Genomic DNA, 10,186 nt, shown 5'->3' on the forward strand with positions numbered 1-10,186 from the left:
CGGTGTCCGGCCTCACGTCCGCTTGAAGAATTCGACCTCCCCGACCGCGATGGGCCGCCCCTCGCCCTGGCCGGACGCGGCCCGCAGCACGAGCCGGACGGAGACGACGTCGCTGATGCCGGTCCGTACGGTCTGCGGGCCCGGTTCGTCGGCGAGTGCCACCGCCTTCTCATGGACCTCGCCGTCCGTCGTGGTGACGATCAGATCGGCCCGAGTGGGCCTGGCCCCCTGCCGGAACTCCTGGGGCTCCTTCGACACACCGGTGTGCACCACGACGCCGACCAGCCGGAACGGCTTGTCGAAGAAACAGGTCAAGGACGAACCGAGCGTGGGCGCCCCCCAGTACGTGTTGGTCACCCCGTCGATGGCCGCGGTTGCCGGATGACCGGGGGACTGGGAGCTCGCGGTGGCCTTCGCCGGGCTGATCTCCGCCGTCCCGCCGCGCTTGTCCCGCACGTCCTCGAAGAGGTAGCGCCCGGCCGGCAGGAGCAGGAAGCCCGCGAACAGCACCCCGACGACCGCCAGCACCAGCAGGGTCCGCCGCAGCGCCCGGCCCGATCCGCCCCGCACGCGGCGGCGGAACGGCCACACCGTGCGCCACCACGGCAGCGGTTTCGGCTGCTCGCGGGTGTCCAGCGGTGCGGCGCAGCGTCGGCAGAACCGGCGTCCCGGAAGGTTCGGGGTGCCGCACGCCGGGCACGGCGGCCCCCCGGCGTCCTCCTCCGCTGCCACGGGCCTGACGACGGGGCGCCGGGCGATCGGCTCGGCAGGCCGCACCGCGACCACGGGCACGTCCTCCTCCGCCGATGGTTCCGGCGGGACAGGGGCGGGCCGCCGGGGCGGTTCCGGGGCCGCTGCGGGCACCGACGGGGCCGGTCCGGCGGACTCCGGCACGCGCGACCGCGTCGGTTCCACCGGTGGCTCCGGGCGTGGGGAGGCCGACGCCCCGGCCCCGGGATCGGGGGCGGCACCGCTCCCGGGAGAGGCCGGGGCCCGGCCCGTCGGCCCGGCCGTCGGCTCCGCCGGGGCGGCGGGTTCCGCCGGGTCGACGGGTTCCGCGGCGGGAGGGTTTCGCGATGTCCGGGAGGACCAGCCCAGATAGGAACCGCAGTTCCCGCAGAATTCTTCGCCCTCGCGGTTGGCCGCACCGCATGCCGGACACGAGCGCATCGCGTCAGTCTCCTGTCTCTTCTGGCGGGCCCGGCAGGATCTCCACCCGGCACGTGAGGTGTACGGGGCACGACGCCGCGACGACGTCCAGGACACGGTTCGCGTCCACCTGGCCCCCGTGCGGCGCCCAGACCCGCACCAGCAGTTCGCCGGTCGGCGCCGGGGGCAACGCGGTTCCCGGCTCCGACGACCACGCGACGCCTCCGCCGTCACGGATGTCGGCGTGGACGCCGAAGCAGAGCCGGAGCTGTTCGATCAGGCCCCGGCGGGTGCCACGCCACCGGTGCAGCTCGACGGCCCGGGCGACGACGGCCCGCCGCAGCTCCAACGGCAGTTCCGGATCGAGATCGGCACCCACCCACGACGCCAGCCAGGGCAGGAAGTCGGCCGGGGCGAGAGCCGGATCGAAGTAGGCGGGAAGGTTGTCCAGGGCGGACAGGACGGGTGCCAGCACGGTGTCCAGGCCCGCGGTGAACCGCTGGGCCAGGTCGTCGTCCGCGTACAGCGCGGGCAGCATCCCACCGATCGGGTAGCGGCTGGCGAGCCCCGGTACCGCAGCCCTGGTCATGAGCCCTCACCGTTCCCGCCCGCGGCGACCACGACCTGGTGCTGGTGCGAGAAGACCAGGGCACCCGCGGCGACGTCGATCCGCTCCTGCGCCGCCCCGCGCCGGCCGGTGATCGGGTCCGCCGGGAACAGCCGCACCTCCTCGACCAGGCCCACTCCCCGCACGTTCTGGAGCACCGCGAAGACCTCGCCGTACTGCACCGGCCTGCCGAACGGCCACCCCGCGCCGTCCGCCCCGCCCCGCAGGGGGTCGATGTGGCGGAACAGCGCCGCGAGCGCCTCCGTACGGACCCGGTCCACGTCCCCACCGGACGCCACCAGCCTGGCGACCACGGTGACGCCCTGGTACGCGGGCGGTTCCACCACCAGCCGGGTCCCGACCAGCCGCCGTTCGTCGAGCCGCGCCGCGACCGCCGAGAGCACCGAGTCCGACGGGATCAGCTGTTCGAACCGCAGGTTTCCGCCCTCGTCGGGGACCGCGTCGGGGACCACCAGGACCCGCACCGCACCGCCCTCGCCCGCGGCGGCGGGCAGGCACCGGACCCTGCGCAGCGAGGGAGCGGCCTCGCGCGCGATGATCTCGTGATCCGCGGCCGTGACCGCCCGCTCCTGCACCCGGAGGATGCTCGGCGCCCGCACCTTCGCGTTCTCCACCATCTCGCCGTCGACCCCGCCCCGGGCCGCCTCGCGATTGTTCACGCTCGCCACGTACGGCACCGAGCTGCGCAGCACATTGATGGCGCCCCGGGCGACGTTCCCGGCCGCGCCTCCGCCCGTCCGGTAGCGGGGGACCCGCAGCTGTGCGCCCTTCTCGGGCACGGCGCCGCAGGCGCGCATCGTCCCGTCGGGCTCGCGCACCTCGGGCGGGAACGCGAACTCTCCGGTGACGGCGTCGATCCGCACGTGACGGTCGTCCGGCCGGGAGGCGCCGAAGTGCTCCACGGCGGTCCACACCTGCCACCCCTCGGCGGAGGACGCCTGGACCACCGGCGGTTCCCCGTCCAGCAGCAGCGGTGCCCTGCTCACGGAGAACCGCTGCCCGGCGACGCCTTCGGAGACGCCGAGCGGAACGTCCAGGACGGTCTCCGCGTGCTCCACGTCCGCGGTGCCGCCGACGGTGAACACCTCGGCCTCCCGGATCGTCGGCGACTCGGAGTAGAACGGCTGCCCCGGCTCCGGCGCGGTGACCCGGCAGCGCAGCCACCCGGCCCGGGTCCCCGCGGCCACCGACATGGTGTGCCCGGCGGGGACGAACACGGTGACCTCGCCGGGCCTGTTCAGCCCGCCGGTGCTGTCGGTGCCGGTCCGGCACGTCACCCAGCGGGCACCGTCCCACGCCTCCCACACCAGCGGCGGCTGGCGCGGGTCGACGCCCACGCCCTCCACGCGGCTGTCCAGGCGTACGGCGACGATGCACCGGGGAACGGCGGTCGGCAGCCCGAACAGCACGGCGTCGCCCGGCTCCGGCCGGGCCTGGAAGCACGGAACGTCCTGGCCCGCACCGAGTGGCGCGGTGCGGTCCGTCTGCTCGCCCGACACCGGAGCGGTGACCAGCCGGACCAACGAACTCGGCACGATGGGAAGGTCGTCGGGGATGGAGAACACCACCGCCTCCTCGGCCTCGCCGCGCGAGGTGGCGACCTCCGTGCCCGCCGGGAGCAGCACGGTCTCCGGTTGCGGGGCCGACAGCCAGAAGTCGACCTCCGCCCGCGCCGCCGTCGGCGGGAACAGCGTGATGCCGAGCAGGTCGAGGAAGGCCGAGTAGTTCTTGTCCGGCACCCGGTTCAGCCGGTACAGCAACTGGTCGACCATGTACGCGAACGTCTCGATGAGCGTGACCCCGGGGTCCGACACGTTGTGGTCGGTCCACTCGGGGGTGCGCTGCTGGACGTACCGCTTGGCCTCGTCGACGAGCTGCTGGAAGCGCCGGTCGTCCAGGTTGGGCGAGGGCAGAGCCATCAGCGCACCCCCGCTTCCTCGGAGCCCTCGGACGAGGGGATGGTGTAGAAGGGAAAGACGAGGTTGCGCAGGTCGTTGGTGGCACGCACGGTGTAGTGCACGTCGATGTACAGGGTGCCCTCCTCGACGGCGTCGAACGCGATCACCACGTCGGTCACCTCGATACGTGGCTCCCAGCGCTCCAGCGACGTGCGGACCTCGCGGGCGATACGGCCCGCGGTGGCGCCGTCGCCGGGGGCGAAGACGTAGTCGTGGATGCCGCAGCCGAACTCCGGCCGCATCGGCCGCTCGCCCGGCGCCGTGCCGAGGATCAGCCCGATCGCCTCCTCTAGCTCCTGGTCCCGTTCGACCATGCCGATGCCGCCCGTGGGACCGACCCGCAGCGGGAAGCCCCAGCCGCGCCCGATGAAACCGCCGCTCACACCGGACCTCCGATCAGCACGTCGAACGCGCCGCTGGTGATCTGCGCGCCGCAACTGGTGGTGTCCCGCATGCGGGCGGCCGGCAGCCCGCCGATCAGCACCTGACCGGTGAGGGCGGAGGCGGGGTTGGGCATGATGACGTTTCCGGGCCCGAGCGCGGCGTGCGGGGGGACCACGCACACGTGCAGGCTGCCGACGACGGCCGCAGGTCTGCCGCCGATCAGCACGGTGGCCACGGCCGCGGCACCCGGTGGCGGGGTGCCGATGAGGCCGCCGTGAACGGTCGAGTCGCCCGTCCGGGCTGCAGGGGGCATGGTCGCTGTTCTCCTTGCTGCGAAAAGGACTTCGGCCGCCGTAACGGGCCTCGTCGGGACGTCAGTTGATCCGGATGAGCTTGGCCTTGAGGACGGCGAGCAATCCACCGTCGACGGTGACCCCCGTCCTGCCGTTGACGGTCACCGAACTCCCCTTCACGTTCACCTCACCCGTGCCGGCGTCGAGCGTGATGCCGGACGCGGAAAGGGTCACGGAGCTCAGCACCCGGGTGCCGCCCGGGGCGAACACCTTCAGCGCGATCTCGTTCTGCCGCTCGTCCAGCGTGACATCGAGTCGCTTGTCACCGCTGGCCAGCCGGACACCGGACGCTCCGCGCGGGCTGTCCAGAAGTTCCAGCCGGTGCCCGGAACGGGACACCAGCGAACGGCGGTTGACCTTGCCGCTGGTCGGGTCGACCAGCGGCACGTCGTGGGGCGACGGCTTGTCGACCCCGTTGTAGAGGCCGCCCAGCACGTAGGGGCTGTCCAGCAGGCCCTGCTCGAATCCGACCAGCACCTCGTCGTTGACCTCGGGACTGAACACACCGCCGCCGCCCTGGCCGCCCCACTGCACCGTACGGACCCAGTCGGACACATAGGTGTCGTCGAGCCAGGGGAACTTCAGCCGGACCCAGCCCCGCTCGCCCCTGCCCTCACGGATGTCGGTGACCACGCCGATCGCGAGGCCCGGTATGCGCGGACCGCGCGCGGGCGCGTTCGCGCCACCGGCCAGTCCTGCCAGGGAACGGTCGGGAGCGGCGCTCACCAGCACGGTCGTGCGGTAGCCGCCGTTCGGTTCCAGGACGTGGTGCGCGGCGGTCGCCGTGTAGCGGCCGGAGAACGCGGGCCCGACGTTGCCGAGCGCCACCGGCTCACCGGCCCGCAGATGGGGGTTCCCCTCGGCGACCGCCTCGATCTCCCCGAAACCGGAGCTCACCGAGGAGGCCAGGGAACCGGCGACGGCCGTGGCCTCGGCCTGGGTCCGGTACGGGGTATCGGCGACCGTCAGCCGGGTGCCCGACCCGAACGCGCCGGCCGCCCGCGAAGGACTCATCCCGGGAGAGACTGTGTCGCTGCGCACGGACTGCTCACGGGCCACCAGCCGCGTCTTGGTCTCCACGTCCCAGCCGCGCACCTCCACGTCGTCCGCCCCGTCCGCACCGGTCAGCACGGCCCGCAGGGCCAGCAGATTGCGCCCGTACTCGAGAACCATCGGGTTCCGGGCGGCGGAGGTGTCGGGCGAGGGCGCCGAAGCGGCGGGCTTCGGCCTCACGAACTGCAACAGGCCCCGGTCGTCCACGCGCACGTGCGCGCCGCTCTCGCCCGCGAGGTACTGGAGGAACTCCCAGTCGGAGACGTTGGGCTGGGTCAGCTGTTTGTACGTGACGGGCGCGGCCTCGATCCTTCCGCAGGCGAGCCCGGCGCCCGCGGCGACCTTGCGGACGATGTCCGCGGTCCTCATGTTGCGGTAGGCCACCACCTTCCGCCCGCGCTGCAGCCGGTGGGCCTTGGAGAAGGCCCGGACGACGGTGAACGAACCAGTGGTGTCGCTGTCCAGCTCGACCGCCGTGACCTCGCCGGTGAACAGCCGCTCGCGCGCCCGTTCCTGCACGGTGACCACGGATATGTTCAACGGGGTGCCGATGGTGAGCCCGGTGGCGGTGAGCAGCTTGTGATCGGGGTCCCGGTACGTCAGCACGGCGGTGTCCGGCAGGCCGATGTTCTCGTCGACCACGCAGCTCACCAACTGGGCCGCCCAGACGGGGGGCAGCTCACCGGGGGCCTCGACGATGGGATCGGCGGCGAAGGAGCGGCCGGGGGCGGTCACCGGCCGCCCTCCGCGGCGGGGGCCTCCAGGCCGGGCACGACCAGCTCCCGGCCGGGGACCAACTGCATCGGGTCGTCGATGTCGTTGGCGTGGGCGATCGTGCGCCACGCGGTGGCGTCGCCGTACTCCCGCCAGGCGAGCAGCGGCAGACTGTCACCGACGACGATCCGATGGGTGCGCCGCGCCTCCCGCGAGCCCGATGTCGGGTTCTGGCCGGGCGTCTCGCTGCTCGCCTCCTCGATCGAGAGGGAACAGGTGGCGCGCAGCGGCTTCCCGTCGACGTCGAAGAGGGTGTACGAGATGGACAGGCTGGACATCACACCGTCGAACGAGGTCGTCCGGGACGTTCCCCAGTCGAAGCGCACCCAGGGGCTGGCCGGCGTCTTGCGGGCCAGGCTGTTCGGGGTGGGCGCACACGCCAGCATCAGCTGCTCCACCGCCTTCTCCACCGAGTTGTCATGGGTGGCCGTGGCGTCGAGGAAGACCTCCATGGACAGGGTCCGGGGTCCGCTGCCCACGAACTCGGGCAGCGCGGACTGCTCGGCCATCCGGGACGGCGTGCGCCGCCATTCGGTGCTCTTGTTCAGCGACAGCCGCGCCGGGTTGAACTGCAAGGTGAGCTGGGCGATCCTCCCGCCCGGCTTGGCGCCGACCTCCGTCGGCGGCTCCATGATGGTCAGCTGGGCGCGAGCACGACTCGTGCGGGCGACGGGTGACATCGCGTTCCTCCTTCCGGGACTTCACGTGTGACGAACGGGACTTCACGTGTGACGGACCGCTGGTGTCCGCAGGCGGTCCGGTGAACGCTCAGGAGGGCTCCAAACCCTCGTGCGCGATCTCCAGGGTCTCGATCGCCGGCTGGGAGCTGGCGGGATCGAAGGAGGGGCCCTGCCAGCGCACCGGCACGATGCCCTGTACCTGCCAGCTGATGATGCGGCTGAGGTCGGGGCGGAGTGCGACGATCTCGCCGTCCTTGCGTTCGACGCGCTGGATCGTGTCGTTCAGCCACCGCGCGATCTTGAGCGTGTCGGCGGTGACCGGGCGGGTCAGCGTGATGTTGGTCCAGGTGATCCGCCCGGGCAACTGCCAGGTGAAGCCGTTGTTGCCGCCCTCGGCGTACTGCTCCAGCTCCACCTCGGCACCCAGGCCCGAGCAGGTGTGGAAGGCACCCAGGTCGTTGCCTCCGATCACCAGCTTGAAGAACACGCTCGTCGCGAAGATGTTGTCCGTCATGTGCTTTTTCTTCTTTTCTGCTGTTTCCGAGTGCGTTGCCGGGCGGGAGCGTTGTCAGCGGCGGCCGTCGTACAACCGGCCGGCGCGCTCCCGGCCCCGGCGCAGGTCCGCGCGGATGAGCCGGCTCACCGGATCGAGCAGGCGACGTGCCAGTTCCTCGATCTCCGCGCCGGTCACCCGCTGCGCGGCCGGAGCCGCGGCCTCGGGCGGGTCGGTCGGCCCGGTCGTCGGCGGACCGGCGGGCTTCACCGGGACCGCCCTGACCGGAACGCCGGTGATCCCGGCTTCGGCCGCCGCGCGCTGCACGGCCCGCGCCGCGGCTCCCGGAGCGTTCGTTCCGGCGGCCGGAGCGGGTGCGGGACGCGGTGACTGCGGCACCCGCACCGAGAGGGACGGTCCGGCGCCCGGCACGGTGCCGGCTCCGGGCGCCGGACCGGTGATCGCGGGTCCGGCGTACTCGGGCACCACCGGCATCGCCATCCGCTGTACGGCCGGGGCGGCCGGTCCCGGCCCGCCCGTCGCGGGCGGATGCGGCCGCACCACGGGAACCGGCCGAGCGGCGGACGGCGCGGACGCTCCGGAGGGGGACGGTGACGCGTACGGGAGAGTCGGCGCGGGGAGTGGTGCCGGGGACGGCGGAGCGGGGACGCCTGCCGGGCGGGATTCCCCGTGCTCCCGCGCCGGCGGGTGGGAGCCGAGCGGGGACGGCGTGGTCGGCCCACCACCCGCCGAACGCCGCACGAGCCGCAGGAGGGAGCCGCCGGCCCACGGCCCGCGACCCGTCCGTCCCGGACCGGTCGCGGGCCTCGCCACGGAGTCGTCCGGTGCGGGGCGAGCGGGACCACCGGACGTCGTCCGGCCCGAAGGCGCCCCGCTCCGAGAAACAGCGGCGCCGGGGTTTCCGGACACCGAGCGCTGGACGGTCCCGCCGGGGCCCGGCCCTTCGGCTGTTCGTCGCGCGCGCGTCGGTGGTTCGGGCGTCGCCGACCGGCCCTCGGCGTGGGTCCGGTGCGGTGGGACAGGTGCGGCGGTCCCGGTGTGCGGGTGAGGGGCCGTCGGCCGGGGAGACGCACCGGTCGACGGCCGGTGCTGTCCGCGCGACGCACTTCCGTGCCCCGGTGGCGGCACGGCGGCCCCCGGCTGCGGCACGTCACGACGCCACGTGGCTGCCACGACCGGCCGGGCCGTGCCGCCGCCCGCCGTCGTCACCGGGGCCGAGAAACCCTCGGCCGAGCCGGTGCTGACCTCCAGTGCCCTGCTCGGGAGCAGGGCACGCGACCGCTGGACGGCGGGCGCCTGCCCCCCGGCATCACCGGTGGGTCCGCGGGCGCCTGTCGGCGCCCGCTCCGGGGCGACCCTCCGGACACGTACCGGGGCGGCGGGAGCCGGGGGAGCCGGGGGAGCCGGGGCAGTCCGGGGCGTGGGGGGAGAGGATCCGGTGGCGGGAGCGTCCGTGGGCGTACGGGTGTCCGCCGCGCGCTGGACGGCCGCCGGGCCCGGGGCGGCCGAGGAAGGAGCCCCGGACGCGGGAGAAGACAGCACGGGCATCCCGGAGGGCCCGTCCGGCCGTGTCGGTGTCCGTACGGGCCCGGCCGGTGCGGACGGCGGGGGAGCCGAGGGCTCCCGCGCCGGCGTCGTGCCCTGCCCCGGCGTCGTGCCCTGCCCCGGCCCCATGGCTCCCGGGTGCGTCCGACGGCGGTCACCGAGCAGGGGAGCGTCGTCCCGGAGCCTGGCCGTCGAGGGGAGCGAGGGGAGCGGGGCGCCGATCCCGCTGCGGGTACGCCTCGGCGAGCCGACTTCGCCGGGCGGTGCTGGTGCCGACGCCCCGACAGGCCCCGAGGACTTCGACGGCTCGTGCCCGGCGGGCTCCTGGGACCGTGCCCGCTCGGAGGACGAAGCCCGTTCCCGAGCCGGTGCCGACTGGAGGGACGGGGACGACCGGCGCGCCTGGGACTGCTCCGCGGCGCCGGGACGCGGGGACGGCCGCGGGCGCGCGGGTGGTCCCGTCGCCTCCGGCGGACGTGCGGTCACCGGGTCCGATGCCCGCGATGCCTGCCGCTGGAGTAGGGGCATGCCCGGTTCGCGCTGTTCCGCAGGGCCGGACGGCACGATCCCGCCCCTCCCCGCCGGGTCGGCGGGCACGGCCCCGGAGGGCAGTTCCCGCAGCGGCTTGCCCAGGGCGGGCCGCACCGTCGTGACGTCGGCAGGCCCGGCGGGGCTGCTGGGTGCGGGTGCGGGTCCGGGTGCAGTGCCGGGCGCGGGTGCATCCGCACCGGAGCGGCCCGGACGGTCGGACGTGATCCGCTGGACGGCGCCGTCGCCGGTGACAGGGGTGGACGGTGCGGATCCCGCAGCGGGCGGGATTCCGGTGATGTGCCGCAGCGGTATCGCCGGACGCCGGGCGACGACCAGCGGCGGAGCGGTCCGCCGGGGGCGCACCGCGGCGGGGCGGGTGCGCCCGGGTGCGGCCGGTGCCGGTGCGGCGCTCTCGGCACGCTGCGATGCCGATGCCGATGCCGGAGCGGGCTGCGGGTCTTCGGCCGATGCCGCATTCTTCGTCGGGGGCGTCCCCGGCGTGGCCTCGGGGGCGGGGGGGGGCGCGCCCCCCCCCCGCCGCCCCCCCGCGGGGCCCCCCCCCCGGGGGGGGGGGGCCCCGCCGCCCCCCCCCGCCGCGGGGGGGGGGGGCCCCCCCC

Annotated in this window: 9 protein-coding genes; all 9 read right to left on the minus strand. The window is 74.6% G+C overall.

Annotation, left to right across the window (positions count from 1 at the left end):
- Positions 1-12: 12 nt before the first annotated feature.
- Positions 13-792 carry an NADase-type glycan-binding domain-containing protein gene (locus ACFYXM_RS29085; protein WP_389293757.1) on the minus strand — a complete coding sequence of 260 codons (780 nt, stop codon included), beginning with the start codon at positions 790-792 and terminating at the stop codon, positions 13-15.
- Positions 793-1,174: 382 nt separating this feature from the next.
- A complete protein-coding gene (locus ACFYXM_RS29090; RefSeq protein WP_389293759.1) occupies positions 1,175-1,738 on the minus strand; it encodes a phage tail protein in 564 nt (187 codons plus the stop codon).
- Positions 1,735-3,696 (minus strand): putative baseplate assembly protein, encoded by a 1,962-nt coding sequence (locus tag ACFYXM_RS29095; protein ID WP_389293761.1) that lies wholly within the window; start codon positions 3,694-3,696, stop codon positions 1,735-1,737. The genes ACFYXM_RS29090 and ACFYXM_RS29095 overlap by 4 nt, the downstream gene beginning before the upstream one ends.
- On the minus strand, positions 3,696-4,118 hold the full coding sequence (locus ACFYXM_RS29100; protein ID WP_389293763.1) for a GPW/gp25 family protein: 423 nt from the start codon (positions 4,116-4,118) through the stop codon (positions 3,696-3,698). The genes ACFYXM_RS29095 and ACFYXM_RS29100 overlap by 1 nt, the downstream gene beginning before the upstream one ends.
- Entirely contained in the window at positions 4,115-4,432 is a 318-nt protein-coding gene (locus tag ACFYXM_RS29105; protein WP_389293765.1) for a PAAR domain-containing protein, read from the minus strand. The genes ACFYXM_RS29100 and ACFYXM_RS29105 overlap by 4 nt, the downstream gene beginning before the upstream one ends.
- A 61-nt stretch (positions 4,433-4,493) precedes the next feature.
- Positions 4,494-6,260 (minus strand): VgrG-related protein, encoded by a 1,767-nt coding sequence (locus ACFYXM_RS29110; RefSeq protein WP_389293767.1) that lies wholly within the window; start codon positions 6,258-6,260, stop codon positions 4,494-4,496.
- Positions 6,257-6,979, minus strand: a complete 723-nt coding sequence (locus tag ACFYXM_RS29115) for a peptidase M23 (RefSeq protein WP_389293769.1) — start codon at positions 6,977-6,979, stop codon at positions 6,257-6,259. The genes ACFYXM_RS29110 and ACFYXM_RS29115 overlap by 4 nt, the downstream gene beginning before the upstream one ends.
- A gap of 88 nt (positions 6,980-7,067) precedes the next feature.
- The gene (locus ACFYXM_RS29120; protein ID WP_351205501.1) at positions 7,068-7,493 is read right to left on the minus strand and encodes a phage tail protein; all 426 of its coding nucleotides are present in this window, start codon (positions 7,491-7,493) and stop codon (positions 7,068-7,070) included.
- Positions 7,494-7,547: 54 nt separating this feature from the next.
- Positions 7,548-7,967: a hypothetical protein gene (locus ACFYXM_RS29125; RefSeq protein WP_389293772.1), complete on the minus strand. Its 420-nt coding sequence runs from the start codon at positions 7,965-7,967 to the stop codon at positions 7,548-7,550.
- Positions 7,968-10,186: the final 2,219 nt, after the last annotated feature.

This window comes from Streptomyces sp. NPDC002476 (assembly GCF_042889785.1).
In the GTDB taxonomy this organism is placed as follows: Bacteria; Actinomycetota; Actinomycetes; order Streptomycetales; family Streptomycetaceae; genus Streptomyces.